This is a genomic window from Ruegeria sp. BC8 (genome assembly GCF_056535705.1).
In genome coordinates, this window is the sequence record NZ_JBQFIV010000001.1 from 2984321 (window position 1) to 3006225 (window position 21905).

Consider the following 21905-nt stretch of genomic DNA (forward strand, 5'->3'; position numbering starts at 1 on the left):
CCCACATCCCCCGGCAACCTACGAGCCTTGGCGGTTCGCCAGTCGACGTGATCTTGGCACCTTGTGCCTTTTCGCTTCCCCCTTCGGACGTTTGGTTGGAAATTCGTCAGACCTAAGCCCGATGTGGACGGATCCAACCCGCTTTAGCCTCCCTTCGACAACCAGACATTTGTCGAACAGCAAAGGAGGCTGAAATGATTGCGAACCGGAAACTGGGACAACTTCTCAGCACTGTGGCACTGGCGACGTTGATTTCGGCGGCGCCATACACTCCCAAGTTCAGCACCGAGGGCGGCTTACAGCTTGAGCCCGCTTACGCGTTTGCGAAAAGCGGCAAAGGCAAGAGTGGCAGCGGTCGGGACGACGATGATGACGATGACGATCGGGACGATGATGACGACGACCGGGATGACGACGACGATGATGATCGGGATGACGACGACGATGACGACGATCGGTCAAGTCGCAGCGGCAGCAAAAAGGGATCTTCGCAATCCGGAAGCACCGCGACCGGGTCGGCCGGCATAACCAAGGTCGAGACAACTGCAAACGGTATCGAAGTTCGCTATGCCGACGGAACAAAGGAAGAAATCGAAAACGGCAGATACGAGAGAAAGAATGCTCAGAATCGGACCGTGGAGGAACGGCCGGCCACAGGTGCCGATATCTCAAGGCTTCGTTCCCTGGCGAACGGCATTTCGATCAAGAATGTAAGCGCATCCGGGCAAGGTGGTACGGCCGGAAGCCGCCCCACAAAGATCGAACGTCAAGGCAACAACATCGAAGTCAACTACGCCAACGGCTGGAAAGAAGAGATCGAGTTCGGGCGCTACGAGCTGAAAGACCCCTTCAACCGGACCGTTGTGGAAAGAACAGCCACGGCCGCAGACATCCGGAGGCTGCAATCGGTCGCGAACTGACGAACAGCGCGAAATTCCCGGACGGTCTCTCGGTCAGAGAGGCCGTTTCGGCGTTCACAGGCTATGCGGGCTTGTTTTTCTTGCCCCACGCGTCGTGCGCGATAAGCGCGGCCTCGACCCGGTTCCGCGCGTGCAGCTTGGACAGGATCGCCGTCATATAGTGTTTCACGGTCTTTTCCTGAAGATTCAGTTCCACGGCGATCTCGCGATTGCTCAAACCCTTGGCCACGCGCCTGAGTATCTCCTCTTCGCGATGCGTGAGATCATCCAGGACATCGCTGCTGTTCGCAGGGCTTGCGTCGTTGTTGATCTGAAGCAGTACCCGCGAAGCCAGCCCCGGCGAAACGAACCCCTCCCCCGCGGCGATGCTGCGCAGGGAGGCGGTCAGTTCGCTCGCGGTTACGCCTTTGACAATGTATCCAATCGCTCCGGCCTCGAGTGCATCGGCAACATCGCTGCTGTTCTCCGAAACCGTCAGAATCGCGATGCAGGGCGGTTTTTTCATTGCGGCGATCCGGCGTGTCGCGTTGATCCCACCTCCGGGCATCGAGAGATCGAGAATTGCGACGTCGGGCTGGTGCTGAGCGACAAGCGCAACAGCCTCGTCGGCGCTGGATCCGGCCGCGAGAACTTCGAACCCTTCTGCTTCATCCAAGGTCCGCCGCAGCCCATCCCGGAAAATCGGATGATCATCTGCTATGACAAGTGTCTTGGTCATGGTGAGCTCGTTTTGTTGGGAAACAGGGTCATTTCGACGGTGGTGCCCTGGCCGGGACTGGACGAGACCTGAAACCTGCCGCCGATGCTTTCGACCCGATCGCGCAGCCCCAGCAGCCCCTGGCCGCCATCATCGCGCAGAACAGTACCGTCCAAAGGATCAAAGCCGGGTCCATCGTCCTTGACCTGAATGACAATGCAATCGTCGCGTACATGGCAGGTGACGCTGCAGCGGGACTGCGGGGCATATCGCGCGGTATTCGAGAGTGTTTCCTGAAGAAAGCGGAAAACGCACAGTTTGTCAGACACCGACAAATTCGGCATGTCACTGCCATGAAACGAGATTTCAGGCCGCAACGGGCTGTGCTCCGCGTGGTCCTCGACCGCTCTTTTCACGACATCAATCAAGGTCAGGTTGTCGATATCGGGTGCGGACAGCCCCCGGGACAGCGCGCGGATTTCGGTCAAGGACTTCTGCAGCGACTGCTGGATTTCCTCGGCCTCCTTCGGTTTTGGGGATTTGTCCGAAAACGCGGCCTCCAACCGAAGGGCGGCAAGTGAAAGGTACTGCGCCGGGCCGTCATGAAGTTCGGCGCCGAGTTTCTTCAGAAACCGGTCCGTCTGCGCGGCATACCGCCCCGAGGCCTCGACCACCCGCGACCGCAGCATCGCATTCTGCGCCGCCATCCTTTCGCTTTCCGCCAGCCGTTTCTTCAATAGCCTCGCCTGCCGCCGGATGGTGTTGTCCCCGATCGCAACGATGCAAAAAAGGACAACCGTGCTTGCCAGAAAGGCGGAACCGACCACCAACCAGCTTGTGCGCCTGGCTTTTGCCAGATCCATCTCCAATTGATCGGCTCTTTCATAGAACTCGGCCACGGCAATGATTTCACCGGACCACAGCTCACGAATGGGGCTGTAGACCTCGAGCAGCGGTATCCCCAACGCCGCTTCGGCAGCGCTTTCATCATGATCCAGTTCCTCGAACGAGCCCGAGATTTCGCCGATCCAGGCGCGCTGAAGGTCGCCCGTCGGCTCGAAACGGTTACCGATGATGCTTGTGTCCGAGGCGTGTACGACCACACCGCCCTGCTTCCAGAACTTGTATGATACGATACGATCGCGCATCGGCTGGGTCATGAATATCTCGTCCAGCGCCCGCCTCGCCTGTTCGGACAGGCGGTCACCCAAAGCCAGTTCCTGGCTGAGAGGTGAGACGATGCTTTCCATATACAGCGCCGCCGAATTGGCCGAGTTCTGCACAACCGCGTTCTGGATTCGATTTGAAACCCACACACCGACAATCGCGGTTGCAGATCCCATCACAAGGATGCTTGCCGCAAGAAAAACTCGCGACAACGACCAATTCCCAATCGTCAGCTCAGCAACTTTCGTCCTCATCTTGGTCCCGACTATGACCCACAATCGAAAACCGCACCACAGACCTTGGTCTGACGTGATCCAGTTGTTCGCCCCAGCAAGCCCCGCCCGCAGCCCCAGAAGCACACCCCGACTTGCGATGCCTATTACGACTTGAAAAACACTCCGCGCCCCGCAAGCATTGACGCAACCGTTACCCCTTTGGTTGAGCGTCGGTTGACCGGCGTTTCTGCGAAAATCTAATAGTTCAAAGGATTTTGATGCGCGCCGCCGTATTTTTCTTGTCGATCGTCTTTTTGGTTTTTTCCGGATCCGCTCAGGCTCAGAGCATCATTCCGCTTGCCCAGAAGGGCGGGCTGCACGCGGCATATGTGGTTCCAGTGGACACCTTCGACCGCGTGGATGTTCAGTTGATTGTTCTTTCGGGGTCGTATGACGACCCGGACCCGTCCGGCACAGCCCATCTGACCGAGCATCTCGCCGCGTTCTCGGCCGACGCCACCATTCTCAGAAAACCGCGCGAGCGCGATATCTACGCCACCACGCACAATGTCGCGACCGTGTACACGAATTCCGGGCTGCCATCCGAGGCAGAGATGTTGTTGCGGCTTTCCCGCGCCGTTCTGGACATGCCATCCGTATCCAGGCAATTTGCGGAGAGCGAAGTCGCTATCGTCCAGCGGGAAACCTTGCTGCGTGAACGGCAATATCCGTTTCGCTGGCTCAGCCGAATGGCACTTCAAAACCTCTACGGCACCTTGCGCGGCCGGGCAGACAACACCGTCGAGGATCTGCCCAAGCTGAGCCTCGAGAAGGCCTATCAGTTTCACAAGGAACACTATGTGCCGTCTAACGTGACGTTGATTGTCTCCGGAAACATTGAACCAGCCCGGGCCGAAGAACTGGTGGCGCGGTTGTTTGGCGATACCGAGCCATCTGACGCTCCGAAAAAACCGTGGTTGGATCAAAAGCCGGATCCCGAGAAACAGTCCGTCGTGCGCCTGCAGTCGGATCGGTTGCAACGCGACACCGTGCTGTTCGCAAAATTCGTGGAATTCGAAGACCGCTCCACGAGCATCGACATGCAAGGCGCGTTCTTCATCGCAAGCGGGATCCTGAACGAACGGATCGCCAAGGTTCTACGCCACGAGGACACGCGGATACTCAACCATGGCGTCAACTGGTATTTTGCGAAGAATGCCGATGTTGAACTGGTGATCGACCTGCAACTCATGCCCGGCTTCAGCGTGGATGAAGCCAAGGATCTGCTGACCGAAACCTTGGCTGGCTTGCTGGACGAGCCGATCAGCAAATACGAAATTTATCAGCTCCGTCAAAAGGAGGTGGTCTGGTCCCAGAACATGGCCCGCCGTCCTTCGGCCTTTCTGTGGTTTCTGCAGAACGTCGCCGCCGACGGATTCCCGCCCATCAGCCCGTCGGTCTTTGCCGAAACGCTGAGCAACACCACAGATCAGGAAGTTATCGATTTTGCGGAAAAAGTCTTGCAGCCCTCGGCGACATCTTTCGTTCTTGCAGAGAAAGCCGACTGACATGCGCGTTTTCAAGGGCCGGCTTCTCACAGTTCTCTTTGCGGCGCTTACCTTGCTGCCGGGTGAGCGGGCACAGGCGGAACTGATTGCGACTGCAGGCGAAACGAAACTGGTCGAGCTCTCTCCGCTTGAGAACGGCACGTCCGCGCTGACCCTGGTTTGGACGATTGACCACCCGACGCTGGACCGCACTGCCGCCATGTCCGCCGCCATTGCGAGCGTGGTGACAGGCGGGACCTCGACCCGCTCATCCTACGAAGTCAGTTCGTTCCTGAAGCTGAAAGGTGTCGAACAGAAAATCGGCAGAAGCGGCAAGAACCTGACGCTCACCGTCTCGGCGCCAAGCGACGTCTTCCCGGAAGTCCTGGTGCACCTCGAGAACGTATTGCTCGAACCCCGATACAAACCAGACTGGTACGCACGAGAGCTTGAGGCGTTTCGCCCAGTTATCTCGACCAGAACCAGACGGCCGTCGGATGTGTTGAACGAAATTACCAATTATCTGGAATTCGACCCTGCCGCCACGGACGAAGAAACCCTTGAAACCGACTTTCAGTTCGGACGACCTGCTCAGGTCATCCTCAGATCAGAGGAAGAAGAGGTAACGCGCCGCACCGTCCGATTGATCAATTCGCTGCCGGGCGCGCGGTTCCGGCTGGGGCGCGCCCTGAGCAAATGGGCCGAAGGGTGGACCGGCGCGAACGGGGCGCCCTTTGCCCTGCCCAAAGGTATCGTGCATCTCGCCGATCCCGACGCATCCGAAATGTTGATCCTGTTTACCAATGCAAAGGCGTTTTCGAACGCACAGGACCAGCTTGGCTCGAACCTTCTTGTTGACTACATCGGCGCCAATCAGGGCTCGGAGATGTTTCGGGTCATCCGCCAGTCCATGCGTGCATCCTACGATCCACGTTCGGACTTTGTGGTCGTGGGCAAGAACAAGGCCGTGATCGCGCTGAGCGCGACCGTCGAAGCCAGCGCATGGTCCGAGGTCCACGGCAAGATCATGGAAATCTATCAGGGCGTCCGCGACGGAGGCGTTGTCCCGGAAAGTCTGGAAATCCAGAAAGATCGGTTGGACCGCACCTACTATCACAGATTCTTCACAGACCCTGACTGGGGCGCGCGCCAGTTTCTGGACGAACATCCTGACGGCGTAGAAGGCGAAATCACCCTTCCACTGTTTGAGGCATTCCGGGCAGTCTCGACCGAAGAGACGATTGAGAACGCCGATACGCTGTTGCCCCCGGTTGAGGAGTTCCTGGTGATCTTGATTGGAGGAGGTGTATCCCCGTCGGCCGACATGCGGTCGGACGGGTACTGTGCCCTGCCCAAAGGCGCACCGATCAGCCGTTGCCTTAACAAGCTGTCAAACGCGGAATACTGACTGTCCGCGGGCCAATGCTGCGGTGCTTCAAAGAGCAGATGATCCCCGCGATACATCGTCTCGAAGGTACCGTGGGATTGACCCTTTGGGATTGTCTGTCGGTCACGTAAGCTTGGACTTGCCTGTCGCGCAGCAAGGAGAACGCTATGCGTGTTCTTGAGATACTATCTTTGGTTGGTCTGTGTTTGGTGTTGGTATCGCCACTTCCCGGAAGTGCGGCCCCAACGGCAGCAGAGTGCGATAGTGCGGGAGGAAAAACCGTCAAGATCAAGGGAAAGACCGCTTGCGCGTTCGCGGGCGGAGCATGCCCAGAGGGGTGGCGCTCATACGATTCCTACCGAAAATGGCAGCCGAAAACCTGCGGTGGAGCGCAATGCACTGGGAATACCAAATGCACGACGAGCCGAGGCTGGTCCAAAACCGCACCAGAATGCAGATTTGAGAGAGGCAGAAACTCTCAGGGCGACTGCACCAAAAGAAGTGTATGCACGGCAAACAGGATCGCCAGGACTGCATGTACGAAGTAAGCGCGCCATCGCGGTTGAGCGGTGAAACCGAACCCGAAATCCGACTCGCGCTGAGTTGCTGGCGACCCCGGCAGGAGGGAGTGCGCCATTGTTGTTAGTCAATTTAAGTAACTGAAACATATATAAAATAATCTGTGTTTAGTGGTGTCCCTAAAAGGTGGTGTAAAGGTCACCACTCTGGAAAACTGTCGGTTTACCCATAGTTGCTAACAGCCTACGACTTCGCGCAGTGTAGACAATGCCAGAACTGGCAAGTTTTCCTAAATATATGGCGCGAAATCAAAAGCGTGTGTGAGGCACCGTTCATATGTCGTTATTGGAGGTAGTCCTTGCCTCAAAATTTGCACTCCAATCATCTATCAGTAACTCGAAACTATGAAATCCGGTTCAGTTTATGCCCAAAGACAGTCTTGCCTCTAACCTTCAGACGTCAAAGAGCCTTCTCAAGTATTGGAGGGCAAGTGTCTCCGACAGCATGTTTGGAAAGGGGCGTTTCCGGGTAAATGAACTACGGCGAAATATGCGGCTCAGCATCCAGTCGCTGGAAGCTGGTCGACTGCCCCCACGGCAAACGCAAGAGCTTTTCGATGATCGAAACGAAAACGAAGGTTCGGTGCCTATCCGGCTTTGGCCACGGGTCTACGCACGAGAGCTTAGCCATGGCACAGCGCGGCAAGACGGCTTGCCAGATGTCATTGCGCCTATTGTTACCGAAGCGAACGTGACGCGAGCGGGTTATATTCTACCGGGGCGAACACTTATCCCACGCGATCTTCTCGAACCTTTGACTACTGGGGCGCTGTCAATCGGCACCGTGGAACAACAGGATACTTTTTTGGCGGATGGTGGATTTGGAGAAGAACATTCAATTGAAGCACATGCTGAAGGCTGGACCCGTTATCTGACATTTATCGAACAGCTGCTCGAAGAAGTTTCCGGTGATTGGTTTGATAAAACCGCAGAATTCACTGAGCGCAGCCCGGGATTTTTCGAAGTTGCAGATGACGCTTCAGCGATGGTTCGGGGTATCCTGTCACTTTACGATGACCTTGTAGACAACGACGAAATCCCACCTCTAATGCGAAATTATGCGCGTGTTTCTCCATGTCCATTGTCGCCTTCGCTCCCAAAACCTTATGCCTTGTCAGAGCGTTTGGGGCACTCAAACGACAGGTTCCCAACAGCACGAAACCAACGGGACGTGCTGGCTCACCTAGCCAAGGCGGAGCATGGCGAAATTACCGCAGTGAATGGTCCTCCGGGGACGGGCAAAACAACGTTGCTTCTTTCGGCTATCGCTAGTGCTTGGGTCAAGGCGGCTTTGGAGAAGAGCGAGCCACCAGTGATCATCGCTGCTTCCGCCAACAATCAAGCGGTCACAAACATTATCGACGCATTCGGAAAAGACTACGCAATTGGGACTGGCCCATTTGCTGGACGTTGGTTGCCGGAAATTCGGAGTTTCGGTCTGTTTTTGTCTTCAGCCGCTCGCGAAGAAGAAGCATCAAAGACTTACCAGACAGAGACATTTATTAAAACGCTGGAAACTCACGCGTTCGTCTCGAATGCGAAAGAGGCTTTCCTTTCAAAAGCACGCGAAGCATTCAACGAGGAAGAAATACAAGACATCGAAGATGTAAATGAGCGATTGCACGAACGCATTAAATCGCTGGCAGCCAAGGTGGCCAAGCTCGATGAAACTTATGCGCGGTGGGAGAAAGCGCGAGAAACGGTAGCAAAAGAACTAGGCGACGAACCGAAAGTGACGCTGGCGGAGTTGGAGAAACACTTAAATGGGAAGCAAGACGATTTAACAAAAGTTCAAGAGTTGCTTAATCGATGGGACAGCCACGTCGCGAATGAACCGGCTCTGCTGGCGATATTCTCGTTCTTGCCACCTGTGAGACGGAAACGCTTGGCGGCAGCAAGAGCCGTTATCCGAGGCGCGGGGTTCGAGGTTTTCGCCGATCAGCTGTCGAGCCTGCCAAACGCTGGAAGCAGCATCCAGAAAATGAAAACTGACGCTCAATCAGGTGTCAGTGACGCTTCAAACTCTCTCAAACGGGCAATATCGATCACCGAAGATGCAAAGGCTGCTTCCAAGGAATTTCAGTCAGCAGCAATGTTGCTATCCGCAGAGCTGAAAGACGCGGATATTGACGAAATTGATAGCTTTGTTGACTGTAATATCCGATTTCCTTTGTTTCTTCTCGCAACACATTATTGGGAAGGCCGTTGGCTTCTCGAAATGGAGGAAGTCCTCCCAGACATCGACAAGGAACAAAAGCGCACTGGAAAGAAAACCGTCGTTCCTCGCTGGCGACGCCGTATGATGTTGACACCATGTGCAGTGGCGACTTTCGCAACTCTGCCAAGCAAAATGACCTGTCGCGCTAGGCGAGGCAACGCGTTCGTTGACGACTACCTGTATGATTTTGTCGACTTACTGATCATCGATGAAGCAGGACAGGTGTTGCCTGAGATAGCTGCGCCGTCTCTTGCGTTGGCAAAGCAAGCATTGGTCGTCGGCGACACAAGGCAAATTGAACCAATTTCAAGTATTCCCAAAGCAATCGACCAAGGGAACCTCGCAAAATATGACGTAATTTCAGAAGACTTGGATGAAACTGCTTTGTCGGATGTTTTAGCATCTGGGTTTCTTTCCAGCTCTGGTAGTGTGATGGCGTGCGCTCAAAACGCCTCCCGTTATCAGCCCTACCCGGACTTAGATCGAGGTCTATACCTTTTCGAGCATCGACGGTGTTACGATGAAATTATCGAATTCAGTAATGCCTTGTGCTATCGCGGACACTTGCAGCCAAAGCGAGGCCCAGCCACGGAACTAGCCTTCCCTCCAATGGGCTACCTGCATATCGATGGAGCTACGTTCTTCGCGGGTGGCAGTAGGTTCAATCCCACAGAAGCGAAAACCATTGCTGCATGGCTGAATGAAAACCGCACCAAGCTCGAAAACCAATATCAAAAGCGGCTCGAAGACATTGCAGCTATCGTCACACCCTTCGGGAAACAAGCTCAAGAGTTGCGTCAGGCATGCAACACTGTTGGCATCCGCACGATAGGTGCAGGAGCCATGACAATCGGCACTGTGCATTCACTGCAAGGAGCAGAACGACCCATAGTCCTGTTTTCTCCGACATATACAAAAGGCATGGACGGTGCCTTTATCGACGCTACCACCTCGATGCTGAACGTTGCTGTGTCACGCGCTAAGGACAACTTCTTGGTCTTTGGAGATATGGACCTTTTTTCGTCTGCTCTTAGTAGTAGCCCACGCGGGTTGCTCAGCAAATTCTTGTTTGCACGACCAGAAAATGCCCTGGAGTTCGATGTTCAACCTCGTGAAGACCTGAAGATAAAAGCCACGGGCATCCGAATGCTGCGTGATGCCGATGATCATGACGTATTCCTCCGCGACGTTCTCACATCTGCGAAAAAGACGGTAGAGATTGTCAGCCCTTGGATTATCAACAGCACCATGGAAAAGAACGGGTTGTTGTCGCTAATGCGAGAAGCTTCTGAACGTGATGTAAAGATCGATGTTTATGCTGACCCGATATTAAATGAGAAAACCAACAACGACGGCGTAAGCCAATTTGATGAAGCTAAAGCCAGCCTTTCATCCATTGGCGTTACCGTCCACCCAGTCCAACAGTTGCATAGCAAGATCGTCGCCGCCGATGAGGATATTTTTTGCATCGGTTCATTCAATTGGTTGAGCGCAGATCGTATCGGAAAATATGCCAGACATGAGACATCTCTGGTATACAGTGGAGCTCAAATGGCCAGCGAGATCGAACGGTTCCGCGAGAACCTCGGATTACGTCGCGGTGGTTAACTGTGCTTGCTTTGTGTTTAAGGTGGTCAAATCGAGCATACAACTTGACCATCTAAGTGCCCATTCAAGGTGCAATTGCTGGTTCCTGTTGAGGTTCCCCGAGAGGCAGGGTGGTCAATATGACCCCCCCCAGCAGTTTCCATGACGGTGTGCAGAGAGGGGCTTGTTTGGGTGCCTTTAAAAGTCGGTGTTCGCCATCGCATCTTCGAAATCGTCAATGTATCTGATGACCTCTCTAAGCTCTTCAATTGAAAATGCACCAACAAGAGCCGTCGCGAACAAGTCGAAATTGTATCGTTGCGCCTTTCCGGCGGCCTGTCTGAATTTACGTTTCATCGCAGTAGCTCTTCTCTTGAACTCTTCTTGTGACATATCTTCAGGTTCCCAACTCTGGTTGCCGTTATCACTCATCCAGTTGCCCGAAACATCCACTGTTCCGGCTTCGTGAAGTTCCCTCCAACGTGCTCTCATGGTGCCCACTGTGGTGCGTGAAACACCCGTTGCCTCCACGGTTTCTTTTTTCGATACCTCAGGGAACAACCTGACGATCTTCCATGCAGCGTTCACACGTTCCATGGCGGTTAGGCTTCGTGTTACTTTACGGTTCGCCATAACGGCGGCCATGAAAGCGTCCTTTCGGCTTCCCTCGATGATATTGCAAAGGATGCCCTCGTTGGAGTTCGGGAAGGCTTCGCCGAAAGCAGCTAGGCGGTGCAAACCATCAACCAGAACATACTCGCAGGGCGCATCACGTGTTGCCCTGTAGACTGTGATGGGGTCCACCATGACACCATTGCGATAGAGGGTCTTAAGGGTGCGGACGTGCACTGCATCAATGCCAGTGGACCGAATGCTCAGCTCGTCACTGAAGCAGATTTCTCTTGAGAGAAGACGTGATTGGTTATGCATGATTGTTTCCTTTCTACATGCGCATGATTTTTGAGATTGTCGATTGAAGACCGAATGGCGGGGTCGCTTCATAGGCAAAGCAACTGCCTTCAAAAGAACTGATACACCCCTGCTGAATGGTGCGGCCAAACACTATCGTGGTGTTCTGTTTGGGGCGCCGCACAGGTCTTAGTTGCGGGTTAATCGCTATGGTCTCGGTGTATAAGGCTAGGGTGGGGGTTAATTGGCTCACAGCGACAAAGCGAGTGCTACGGCTATAGTGGGGCAAATACCAACGCTCCAAACGGCTCTTTGCGTCCAGTATGTGTGTGAATTGTCAGCCCCTCAGCATCACTGCAAAAGCGTCGTTTGGGGCTAAGATGTGGGTTATTTAAATTCCCAGCCGAAACAAGGGCTTGAGCCACCCCGCAAAAGGGGCTGTGATCGTAATCCGAAATGGGTCTGGTATGTGGGTTGCGGTGTCACAACCCCCACTTGGCCAGCGCCGCATCGGCCTTTGCTGGGTCTTGGGCAATCCTTATGACCGCATTACGGTTGACGCCTGTCGCTTTGGCGATTGCTGAATGCCCTTGGCCAGCATCTAGCATGGCCGTCACCTGCTCAAAACTCGTCCTGTCGAACGTCGGCTTGCGCCCTTTGAACTTCTCGGGAGAGTTCGCCTTGTGGTGCGCTATACCGGCCCTCTGAGCCTCTTTGGTGGCTTCCGCCTGTGCCTCTGCCATTGCCGCCATGAAGCCTATCAGTGCGTCTCTAATAGCCTTCTGAGTTGGGTCTTTAGTGGTCCCGTCGAAGACCATGCCATTGATCACAGTCTTGATTGTCACGCCTCTATTTATGAACTCACGAATGGTGTTGGTCACGTCCTGATAATTGCGCCCCAGACGGTCTACCCAGCGGACGACGAGAGTATCTCCTTCACGCAGCATGTCGAAGAGCCGCTTCCCGCCTTCCCTGTCGGCCAACTTAACAGTCACCCCAGAGGTGCCGTGGTCGGTCACCACTTCGTCAACCTGAAAGCCAGCCTGTTGAGTCTGTTCGAGTTGATGCGCACTGGTCTGTTCAGTGGTGGAGACGCGGGCATAAAGAATTGTTTTGGACATTGATCACCTGTTCACAAGAGTAGTGTTCATACAGATGGTATGTTCACAAATCAAAGTCAACCCTTATGAACACCTTTTGGACAACCCTTGGCGATGTTCATTGAGGTATACTCTAGTGAACTTACCGCCCGAACATGACTTGTCAGGCCGGACTAAGAGTGTCGCAGTCACTGCGTGTCAAAGCCTCGAAGTGCTTGCGAAATGGATTGTGGACAGGTGCGTTGTTAATTTGCCGCGAGCCACCCCGACGGGGGGGATACGCTCTCCGCTCTATCAATCTTGGCCTCTAAGACTTTTGCGGCGAAATAAAAACGAAGTCTTCGCTTCATCCGCTCTATTAATCCTGTTGTAGGTCTGGCACGAAAATTTGCTTAAGCGGTATCATGGCGCGATAGCGGGGCGATAAGCTGGCGTAATGCTCCATAATCAGTTCCACAAACTGTTCGCCATTTATCAATCGAAGCTTGGCCCGATTGCGCTCTAGTTCGACGGCACCTCGAGCAAAAGACCCCAAGTTTACAAACAGTCCATATTCACCGTCGCCGAGAGTGCCCAAAAGCTGGTCTACATCAGGACGTGGTGTCTGACCTGTCGTACGTTTGCATTGCACCTTCACAATAGGCGGTTGAAAGCCCAGTGGGTCCATATGTGCGATTACATCGACGCCACCATCCCCTGATTTTGGCGTAACGCGGGCCGTATACCCCATACACTCGAGAATGTGCGCCATGAACTCTTCGAATTGATGGCCAGTCAGTTCTGTCATGAGGCGCTTGATAACAAAATCGCCAGTGCTGGCTTCTGCCTGAATGGCAGCAGAAACCGTAGCAGTGTCGTCATCCGTGATTTCATCTTGCGCGTCATCTGCAGCTTCGACTTTTATGGTCCCATTTCCGGGCACCTCAAGGTTCACCTTTGCGAGGAATTCCTCAGCGTGACGTTGAACACGGAAGAGTGTGAGGAATGACCCGATTTCATTGAGCGCGGCCTGACTGAATTCATTTCTGGGGAAATGCCCTAACCATGTCACTTGCTGACGGGTTGCATAACCATCACGGTCTCCTTCGTGATAGCTCACGGCACCTATAAAACGACCAATGTTGATCATGCGGTCTGACTTTGAAGGGTATATGACCAGATCATCTGCTTTGATCACGTGAACGAATTTATACATGGTTCCAGCGTCAACAGGGACAGCGCCCGCTTTCTTGTCAGGATAGGCCGTTACCAAACGGGTTTTATAGGCTTCACGGTCTGGTGGGATTTTCGTCAGATCACCCATCTCGGGCCAACCGATAGCGACGTAGTTGCCCTCGGTCGGTCTATCAGAGACATGCGCGCCCATGTGAACGCCCCACACTGTTGGGTCATTTGGCATTAGCGCGTCCTTTCTGTTTCTTTTTGGATGTATTTTCGTTGTTGGCATTTTCTTCAGCTGCAGCACGTTCTTGGTTGAGCTTGAACAGACGGGCCAGGCTTTCATCTTCGGCCAGCTTGCCGTCGCGCCAATCATTGCCCCAGCCATAAGCCTCTGCCACCGCTTCGTCCAACGCCTTGTGGGCGTGGTCGAGCCATGCGGGGCGGGCATTGTAGAGGTTTGTCAGGGTTCGTTTCTTGAGTTCCTTGGCGGCGTCTTCATCCTTGGGAAGAATGCGGTCGGGGTAGCCGGGCACGACCTCTGGCACGCGGTCCACTAGATCGGCGGGGTTGAGCCAGTTTTCCCGCAACTCGTTCAGGCGCTGGGCAGCGGCGGCGATTTTGATGGCGCGCGGGTCATCGGCGTAGTCGGCGGCAGGGATGTCGGGGGTGAGACCTTCTGGGAAGGGGAAGGTTTCGAACGTTGTCGAGGGGGTATAGCGCGGGCGGTCTTCCAATGAGGTGCCCATGCGCAGCGCCCAGAGTTCATGAAAACTGGAATGCAGAATACCAAAAGTGGTGTCGTCTTCGCGGGCAATTGCGTAGATTGAACCAGTCGGAACGACTGTCTTCTCCAGAAAACTAAAGAACCTGTGTTTTGCGACTTCGGGCGTGGCGATGTATCTGTTCAATGGTGCAAGTTTGCTGCGCATTCCGGGTCTAGCTTCTCCATATCGCCACCAATACTTGCGATGATTTTCACGACGGACCGCGAAACTCCCATCTTCGTTCAAGCGAAGTCTGTTGGGGCGGACTGTAGCCAAAGCGCGTTGGAAAGGTGCTTCAAAAAAAGCGGCTTCCTGCTCAGTAAATTCGTTGCCAAAGTCTATGACCCAACGCTCTTCTTTCCTTCGGGTCAGGTCGATACCGGTTTCCCATCTTTTGACTACCTGTGAGTTTCTAGTGCCATTGGGATTGCTTGGCAGGACAAGCCAGTCTCTTGCAGTTTGTGCTTCAATTTCGAATGGGCCAACGAACTTCATTCCTTGAAACGCCAGAGATTGGTTAGCGTAGAGTTGCTTAGCCTCTGTGATGTCAAAGTCATCAAGGCTTGCGGTAAGGTCAGAAAATATTTTTTTGACCGGGGAGCCGTTCAACTCAGGGCTTTCGCTTGTCCCATGGATGAAGCAAATCAAAGAAACCCTGACAGCGGCCCCTTCAACAGTCCAAGCTTCATCCCCCCAAGCGGCGAATATATCACCGCCTTCGACTATAGGCTTAATCACCTCGCGGTTTGCGCCACCTCGAATTGAGTTTGTTGAGACAAGGCCAGCGCGCTTCAGTTTTCCGGTCTGCATCTGCGTCCAAGCCTTAACGAACCAATATGCAACCAGATCAATGCCGCCCGGTGAATTTTTGTATGCCTTGCGTAATGCGACTGTATAGTCCTCGCCTAGTTCTGAAATCATCTTCTTGTTCCCCAAAAACGGAGGGTTGCCCACAACGACATCCGCTTTTGGCCATTCCGCCCGCGTCCCGTCTGGGTTCAACACCGCGTCCCGGTTCTCAATCGTCTTGAGGGACCGCAAGATGGGGTTTTTTGCCGCCTCGAAGCCGTTGCGGCGCATCCACTGGATTTCCCCAATCCAGACCGATACGCGGGCCAGTTCCGCCGCATAGGCGCTTAGTTCAATGCCCAAAACCACCTCGGGACCCATCTGCGGGAACCCACGGGGCAGGCCCAATGCCTCGGCCTCAAGGTTGACCCGGTGTTCGATGTTCTTGAGCTCCAGAAGCGCGATGTAGAGGAAGTTGCCAGACCCACAGGCCGGGTCCAGCACCCGGAATGCCTTCAGCCGATCAAGAAACGCTTGGTGCAGCGCCTCGGCCTTATCCAGAGCGCGGGTCACGGCGGCCTTTTGCGCCGTGCTGAGAAGCTTGTCCTTGGTTGCTTTGGGCGCTTTGTCGATCAGGTCTTCAATCTGCGCTTTCACCTCGGCCCATTCCGCCAAGAGCGGCTCGACAATGACCGGGTTCACAATCTGCATAATCTTGTCGCGGTCGGTGTAATGCGCGCCCAACTGGCTGCGCTTGGCAGGGTCCAGACCACGTTCGAAAAGGGTGCCAAGAATGGAGGGGTCAATGTCGGACCAGTCCAGATGCGCGGCGCGAATGAGGTCGTCCAAATCTTCCCATTCGAGCGGCAACACGTCGTCATTGTCGAACAGGCCACCGTTGAACCAGTCGACCTTCTCGAACCCGACTAGCCCACCATCCTTCATCGCGGCAAACAGCGCCTTGGCGTGCGTGGCAAAGCTGGCCGGGTCAGGGCGTGCGGCCTTTATCATCCGTTCGAACATTTTGCTCGGCAAAAGCTCCACATCTTCGGCGAACATGCAGAACACAAGACGGTTGACGAAATGCGCCACCTGTTGCGGGTCGTGACCGCGTTCCCGAAGGCGCTGGGCGAGATTGGCGAAATTCTGGGCGGCTTGTTCGGTGACCAGTTGGCGGGTCTTGGTAGGTTTGAAGGTCTCAGGGTTAAGGAAGGCGTTGCGCAGCTTTTCACGGTTGGCGGCGTCCTTGAGGTCGTCCAGTGTCAGAGTGTGAACCTGCTGCACCGTATTGGTCCAGTTGGTGTGGATGCGTATCACATCCATGTCCGACACGATTAGAAGCGGCGGGTTTTCCAGCGCGATGGCGTATTGCAATAGCTGGTCAAACGCGTTGTCCAGATTGGCGCGCTTGCCTTTGTATTCCCAAGCAAAGCAGTCCTTGCGCCAGACATCAGCCCATCCCTCACCTCCGCTTGTCTTCGATGCGCCCTTTTCAAAAGTGAACCACTCACCCTTTGGGTCGGCTGCTACCGGCTCATCAATCTCCAATAACCGGCACAGGTCATTAAAATGCGATTGCGACGCTGTTCGCTCTTTAAGCTCGACATTTCGCCACTTAGTGATGAATTCTTGTGGCGTCATGCATCTTCCTTTGGTGTTAAACCTGCCTCACTACACGTTTTTGTAGGTATTCGGTCAACTGTAACGCTACCAAAGTGCCAACAATTCCTTGGAAAGTTCATTGCGCAAGCAGAACACAGAAGATGGAGTGTCGCGAATTCAAAGTGAAATGCTACGTTTCGAGGTAGCGGAAACCTTGAAAACTGATTGGGAGATTGCTTTGGTGCCGAAAGTGTTGATCTTGATTTCACACTGATTTTCAGCTGAGCGCCGAGACTGCTTTGATATAGACGAGCACAGAAAACCAAACCGCACCCTATCAAATTAACAGCTTAGTATGGTCGCTCGTTGTAGATCGTTTGCCCGGTTCGCACGCCAGAGGCAGCAAGAAATTCTTTAAGAGCCATGTATTTGGCGTGATACTGCGGCGCGCGCACGGTCATAGGGCTAAACGTGAAACCTATGTCAGGAATTTGCTCCCCGTCGTTCTCACGCCAAAACATGGGGGCTAAAATACCGAGTATGTTCCCTGCCGATGCCAGATATTGTTGCTGACTTCTCGTATGGGCGTTGATGGCAAACCTCAATGAACCGACGGCAACATCTACGAGGCCGGGTAGATGGCTTTGTCCGACTGCGGAGTAGTGAAAACCGATTATGTTTTCCAATCGCGTTGGTCCTGAACTACGTGGAAGTCCTTCAATTCCGACTGAAAATTTTTTGCGAAGGTGAGCATCAATTCTATTCCCTTCATCGTTGAAACGGTCGATCAAGACAAGCCCCGGTCCTCCAACACGGTTCAAGACGCAATGAAAATGGTAGCAAAGGGTGTTTATACCGTTTCGTCTAGCAACATCTGGACCACTGGAAACATCATGTAAAATGACGTAAACGAGCAATTTCGCACCGTGAGCAATTGCCAATTCCAGAGCCTGCTGTTTCAAGTCAATGAACTGCTGATGGGAAAACCCGTCTGGGCCGGGATTAAATTTGAGCCGGTAGTCATTCGGCACACTCAACCGCGAGCGCAAGTCTTCCATAGCTGCCGTCAGAGCGTGCGCCTGCGATGAGCTGACCATCAACCCCCCGTAGATCAAGAAGTCGCCTGCATTCTCCTCGATATTTGTTTCGTCACAGTAGATGAGATGCATAATTAAGTGTCCGGTCTTTTTTCACTCAGCCTAAGAACGCAAGGGTGAGTAATTGGTGTGTCTCAATATGTTTCGAATTTCGTAGCGTGTGGTTTGTATTTTCGGAGCTAGCTCAGAAGTATTTCAGGTATCCTTCTTTGTTCAACAACGAAGCTACCTTTTCCTGTGCCGCCGCAAGCTCCTCGTCATTCAAACCATGGTTGTAAGGTGTAGAGGACCGCTTCACGCCAGACCAACCGCCGAGATTGTGTGCGTCATCAATCGACACTCCCGCTCGATGTGACACGGTCATCCAAGTGTGCCTGAGGGAATGGAAGGCTAGACGCTCGTCGGTTTCTCTTCCGAGAACTTTCCGTCTCAAGTAGGTGAAAGCCTTGGATGCAGAACTCGCGTTGCCCTTAGAGGGACTGAGCGGAAATTCGTGGAAGAGACGGTTGTGTCCTCCCTCAACGGCGATCTTACGCAGGCGTTGAATGATTGGCTGTGCGACCACTGGAACCGGCACAACGCGTTTTGCATTTTCGGTTTTGCCGCCAGCGATCAAAAATACGGAGCCGTCCTCTTTTGCGTCATCTACTGTAACCTTTGCAATTTCCGATACTCTTGCTCCAGTAACCAACCCAACTCGAAATAGGTCACCCATACGTTCACCTTGAGGTGCCGCCTTAAGGATTTTCTGCGTTTCTGTAGGTTTGAATTGGTCCCGCTTTGGTTCAGTGAATTTGGTTTCTCTCGGAACATCATCTTCTGGTGGCTTGAACGGGTTGCCATCCAAGTGGACTTTGCGCCTAGCTATCGCCCAGCGCCAGAGACCTCGGAGCAGGGTTACGAGTTTGTCGGCGGTTCCTGCTGTGAGGCCCTTACCTGACCTTTTGGAAGTTTGTTTAGGCAAAAACTCATAGCGAAATTCAGAGGCTAACTCAGGCGTCACCTCATCAAGAAAAAGCGCTTCTGGCTTTCTGTCTAAAAAGGCACACAGGTAGTTTACGGCTGTGTGAGTTTCTTCCCCTGACGATGCACTCAGAGGTTTATTTCCATACGGATTGTCAGGTGCTCGAGCTTGCAGGTATTTTTCCACTGCTATCGACAGTGGCAGTGTCGTTGCGGTTGCCACTTTTGCAAAGGCCATTCGGTCGCCTTCCGGTGCCCGTTCAACTTCATCATTGATAAGGTCCCGAACGAATGTGCTATCCACTTCGTATATTTCCATGACCTCTTCGTCGTTGGGAATGATACCGGGTTCATGCCTTTCCGGTATTGCGGCCTTCCGTGCAGTATCTAGCGCCTCAGCCCAAAGTTCAGCTTTTTCTAAGCTAAATCTTTTTCTTGCCCGGTAATCAATTTCCAGCGCCCGAACTTCTGCCAAATAAATGTCACGCAGCTTCTTGGCGCTCGGAAGGTGGCGCTCTCCCCCCATTGATCTGATGATCCACGTTCCAAAGGGCTTGTCATCGGACCATGGGTTAGGGGTGCCTTGGAGGCTTTTCGGTGTTTTCATCCTAAAACGATAGGCTGTTCCAGCGCCTTTTGGCTGTTCGATATATGACAACTCTTAACTCCAGTGGTGTCCCAAAGTGGTGTCCTTTCCACCACGACACGGTGACGCCTACCTCTTAAACTATTTTAATTGCAAGATAAAAAAGTAATGGCGACCCCGGCAGGATTCGAACCTGCAACCTGCCCCTTAGGAGGGGGCTGCTCTATCCAGTTGAGCCACGGGGCCGCGCGGCGCCTTCTGTAGCCGGGTTTTTTCGGCTTGTCATGACCTTTGCACAACAGTTGAACAGATTGCCCTGTTCGCGCTAGCATCGGGGAAACAACAATGCAGGTATCCCCGGTGACAACAGAAACGAAACGCCCGCTTACCCTCCGTGATGTCTCAGAAGCGTCCGGTGTGTCGGAAATGACGGTCAGCCGGGTCCTGCGCAATCGGGGCGATGTGTCGGACGCGACCCGCACCCGGGTTCTGGCCGCCGCGAAAGAGCTGGGATATGTGCCCAACAAGATCGCCGGCGCACTGGCCTCGAGCCGGGTGAACCTGGTGGCGGTGATCATCCCGTCGCTGTCGAACATGGTCTTCCCAGAGGTGCTGACCGGCATCAACCAGGTGCTTGAGGATACCGAGCTGCAGCCCGTGGTCGGCGTCACCGACTATCTGCCGGAAAAAGAGGAAAAGGTCCTGTACGAGATGCTGTCGTGGCGGCCTTCCGGCGTGATCATCGCCGGGCTGGAACACACCGAGGCCGCGCGGGCCATGCTGGATTCGGCGGGCATTCCGGTGGTCGAGATCATGGATACGGACGGCAAGCCTGTGGACGCGATGGTGGGCATTTCGCACCGCCGGGCCGGGCGCGAGATGGCGCAGGCGATCCTGAAGGCCGGGTATCAGCATATCGGCTTCATGGGCACCAAGATGCCGCTGGACCACCGCGCGCGCAAACGGTTCGAGGGCTTCACCGAAGTTTTAGGCAAGCACGGGATCGAGATCGAGGACCGAGAGTTCTATTCCGGCGGTTCGGCCCTGGCCAAGGGGCGCGAGATGACCAAAGCCATGCTAGAACGCTCCCCAGAGTTGGATTTCCTGTATTATTCCAACGACATGATCGGCGCGGGCGGGCTGCTGTACCTGCTTGAGCAGGGTATCGACGTGCCCGGGCAGATCGGCCTTGCGGGATTCAACAACGTCGAACTGCTGCAGGGTCTGCCGCGCAAGCTGGCCACCATGGACGCCTGCCGGCTTGAAATCGGTCGCAAGGCGGCGGAAATCATCGCCGCCCAACTGGCCGACCCGAATACCGAGATCGAAACACGCATAACCTTGACCCCCAAGATCAGCTATGGCGACACGCTCAAGCGGCGCTGAACGGGGCAAGCTGCAACAACTCGACAACCGAACCGCCCGTGCGTTGTTCATGGATCGTCATGCGCTGGCGGAACAGCCCGCAGGTCCGGCCAAAGGGCCCGATCTGCTGCATCTGATCCACCGGCTGGGTTTCGTGCAGCTCGACAGCATCAACACCGTGGCGCGCGCCCATGACATGATCCTGTTCTCGCGCCGCCCATCCTATCGGCCGAACGACCTCAAGCGCCTGTACGAGCGCGACCGCAGCCTGTTCGAACACTGGACCCACGACGCCGCCGTGATCCCGATGGGGTTCTACCCGCATTGGCACCTGCGCTTCCAGCGCGACGCCGAGATGCTGCGGGCCCGCTGGCGCAACTGGCGACGCGACGGGTTCGAGCAGCAGTTCGAAACCGTGCTGCGACACATCCGCGACCACGGCCCGGTGTGCTCGGCCGATCTGGGACAGGATGAGAAAAAGGGCTCGGGCGGCTGGTGGGATTGGCACCCCTCGAAAACGGCGTTGGAATACCTGTGGCGCTCGGGGGCGCTGACGGTGGTGGGGCGCCGAGGGTTTCAAAAGCAATACGACCTGACCGAGCGCGTGATCGATACCCATCTGTGCCCCGGCGTGATGGAGTGTGACCACCAGGCGACGGTGGACTGGCTGTGCCACGCGGCGCTCGACCGGCTGGGCTTTGCCACCTCGGGCGAACTGGCCGCGTTTTGGGACACGGTCACCGCTGCCGAGGCGAAAGAGTGGTGCAAACAGGCTCTGACACGGGGGGATTTGCAGGAAATCGAAGTGGAATGCGCTGATGGTCGAATGCGCCGCGTGTTTGCGTGGCCCGGCTTGGCGGACCAGGCTGCCGACCCTGCCCCCGCCCCGGGGCGGATCCGTGTGCTCAGCCCGTTCGACCCGATGCTGCGCGACCGCAACCGCGCCCAGCGCCTGTTCGGCTTCCACTATCGGATCGAGGTCTTCGTGCCCGAGGCCAAGCGCACCTATGGGTACTACGTCTTTCCGCTCCTCGAAAAAGACCGTCTGATTGGACGGATCGACATGAAGGCCCATCGCGACGAAGGTATCTTGCGGGTCCGCGCCCTGTGGCCCGAGCGTGGGGTCAGATGGTCGGACGCCCGTACCCGGCGGCTCGAGGCCGAGTTGGACCGGGTGCGCCGTTTTGCCGGGCTGGATCGGGTCACCTTTAACGCAGACTGGCTGCGCGCGCCTGTTTGAGCGGCCGACAATC

Annotated in this window: 14 protein-coding genes and 1 tRNA gene; 6 read left to right on the plus strand and 9 right to left on the minus strand. The window is 54.8% G+C overall.

Features of this window, described 5'->3' with window-relative positions:
• The first annotated feature begins 194 nt into the window (after window positions 1–194).
• Window positions 195–920: a hypothetical protein gene (locus ACR3EK_RS15090; RefSeq protein WP_480633796.1), complete on the plus strand. Its 726-nt coding sequence runs from the start codon at window positions 195–197 to the stop codon at window positions 918–920.
• Window positions 921–981: 61 nt separating this feature from the next.
• Here the strand turns inward: ACR3EK_RS15090 and ACR3EK_RS15095 are convergent, their stop codons facing one another.
• Complete coding sequence (locus ACR3EK_RS15095) at window positions 982–1638, minus strand: response regulator (protein ID WP_480633797.1); 657 nt, start codon at window positions 1636–1638, stop codon at window positions 982–984.
• Window positions 1635–2960: a sensor histidine kinase gene (locus tag ACR3EK_RS15100; RefSeq protein WP_170340815.1), complete on the minus strand. Its 1326-nt coding sequence runs from the start codon at window positions 2958–2960 to the stop codon at window positions 1635–1637. Before ACR3EK_RS15100 ends, ACR3EK_RS15095 begins: the two co-directional genes overlap by 4 nt.
• A 317-nt stretch (window positions 2961–3277) precedes the next feature.
• Here ACR3EK_RS15100 and ACR3EK_RS15105 point away from each other — a divergent pair, with 317 nt between their 5' ends.
• The 3 genes from ACR3EK_RS15105 to ACR3EK_RS15115 all read left to right on the plus strand — a co-directional run bounded on the left by ACR3EK_RS15105 (window position 3278) and on the right by ACR3EK_RS15115 (window position 10337).
• Window positions 3278–4567 (plus strand): M16 family metallopeptidase, encoded by a 1290-nt coding sequence (locus ACR3EK_RS15105; protein ID WP_480633798.1) that lies wholly within the window; start codon window positions 3278–3280, stop codon window positions 4565–4567.
• Window position 4568: 1 nt separating this feature from the next.
• Window positions 4569–5954: a peptidase M16 family protein gene (locus ACR3EK_RS15110; protein ID WP_480633799.1), complete on the plus strand. Its 1386-nt coding sequence runs from the start codon at window positions 4569–4571 to the stop codon at window positions 5952–5954.
• Between the two features lie 1047 nt (window positions 5955–7001).
• Window positions 7002–10337, plus strand: a complete 3336-nt coding sequence (locus tag ACR3EK_RS15115; protein WP_480633800.1) for an AAA domain-containing protein — start codon at window positions 7002–7004, stop codon at window positions 10335–10337.
• A 177-nt stretch (window positions 10338–10514) separates the two neighbouring features.
• On the opposite strand, the gene ACR3EK_RS15120 is transcribed toward ACR3EK_RS15115, so the two are convergent.
• The 7 genes from ACR3EK_RS15120 to ACR3EK_RS15150 form a co-directional block, all read right to left on the minus strand.
• Window positions 10515–11246 carry a hypothetical protein gene (locus tag ACR3EK_RS15120; protein WP_480633801.1) on the minus strand — a complete coding sequence of 244 codons (732 nt, stop codon included), beginning with the start codon at window positions 11244–11246 and terminating at the stop codon, window positions 10515–10517.
• Window positions 11247–11707: 461 nt separating this feature from the next.
• Window positions 11708–12346 (minus strand): recombinase family protein, encoded by a 639-nt coding sequence (locus ACR3EK_RS15125; RefSeq protein WP_480633802.1) that lies wholly within the window; start codon window positions 12344–12346, stop codon window positions 11708–11710.
• 337 nt (window positions 12347–12683) lie between these two features.
• Window positions 12684–13724, minus strand: a complete 1041-nt coding sequence (locus tag ACR3EK_RS15130; protein WP_480633803.1) for a restriction endonuclease — start codon at window positions 13722–13724, stop codon at window positions 12684–12686.
• Entirely contained in the window at window positions 13714–16680 is a 2967-nt protein-coding gene (locus ACR3EK_RS15135; protein ID WP_480633804.1) for a class I SAM-dependent DNA methyltransferase, read from the minus strand. The genes ACR3EK_RS15130 and ACR3EK_RS15135 overlap by 11 nt, the downstream gene beginning before the upstream one ends.
• A 311-nt stretch (window positions 16681–16991) precedes the next feature.
• On the minus strand, window positions 16992–17810 hold the full coding sequence (locus tag ACR3EK_RS15140) for a hypothetical protein (RefSeq protein ID WP_480633805.1): 819 nt from the start codon (window positions 17808–17810) through the stop codon (window positions 16992–16994).
• A gap of 112 nt (window positions 17811–17922) precedes the next feature.
• Window positions 17923–19359, minus strand: coding sequence for a tyrosine-type recombinase/integrase (locus ACR3EK_RS15145; RefSeq protein ID WP_480633806.1), 1437 nt, complete (start codon window positions 19357–19359; stop codon window positions 17923–17925).
• A gap of 97 nt (window positions 19360–19456) precedes the next feature.
• Window positions 19457–19533: transfer RNA gene (locus ACR3EK_RS15150), tRNA-Arg, on the minus strand.
• A gap of 114 nt (window positions 19534–19647) precedes the next feature.
• On the opposite strand from ACR3EK_RS15150, the gene ACR3EK_RS15155 reads away from it, so the two are divergent.
• Both ACR3EK_RS15155 and ACR3EK_RS15160 read left to right on the plus strand, forming a co-directional pair.
• A complete protein-coding gene (locus ACR3EK_RS15155) occupies window positions 19648–20673 on the plus strand; it encodes a LacI family DNA-binding transcriptional regulator (RefSeq protein WP_170342776.1) in 1026 nt (341 codons plus the stop codon).
• Entirely contained in the window at window positions 20648–21892 is a 1245-nt protein-coding gene (locus tag ACR3EK_RS15160; protein ID WP_480633807.1) for a winged helix-turn-helix domain-containing protein, read from the plus strand. The genes ACR3EK_RS15155 and ACR3EK_RS15160 overlap by 26 nt, the downstream gene beginning before the upstream one ends.
• Window positions 21893–21905 lie beyond the last annotated feature (13 nt).